Origin of the sequence: Pseudomonas sp. GW456-12-10-14-LB2, assembly GCF_002884345.1 — a bacterium.
Classification (GTDB): domain Bacteria; phylum Pseudomonadota; class Gammaproteobacteria; order Pseudomonadales; family Pseudomonadaceae; genus Aquipseudomonas; species Aquipseudomonas paraglycinae.
In genome coordinates, this window is the sequence record NZ_POHV01000167.1 from 1 (window position 1) to 270 (window position 270).

Consider the following 270-nt stretch of genomic DNA (forward strand, 5'->3'; position numbering starts at 1 on the left):
CGCCTGGGCGGCATCGCGCAGGACGTCACCGAGGAGCACGCCCGGGAGGAGGCGCTGGAGCGGCGCGTCGCCGAGAGCACGGCCGAGCACGACCGGGTCTGGCGCAACTCGCGCGACCTTCTCGCCGTGGTGGGCGCCGACGGCGTCTTCCGCGCGGTGAACCCGGCCTGGAAGACCGTATTGGGCCACGACCCCGCGGGGATGGTGGGGCGCAGCTTCCTGGAGTTCATCTGGCCCGAGGACGCCGTCCTCACGCGCACGGCCCTGACC

The 270-nt window shown here is 74.1% G+C and carries 1 protein-coding gene; it reads left to right on the plus strand.

Annotated features, from left to right (window positions below):
• The coding region (locus tag C1X29_RS29945; RefSeq protein WP_146023313.1) for a PAS domain S-box protein at nucleotides 1-270 on the plus strand (270 nt) is incomplete at both ends.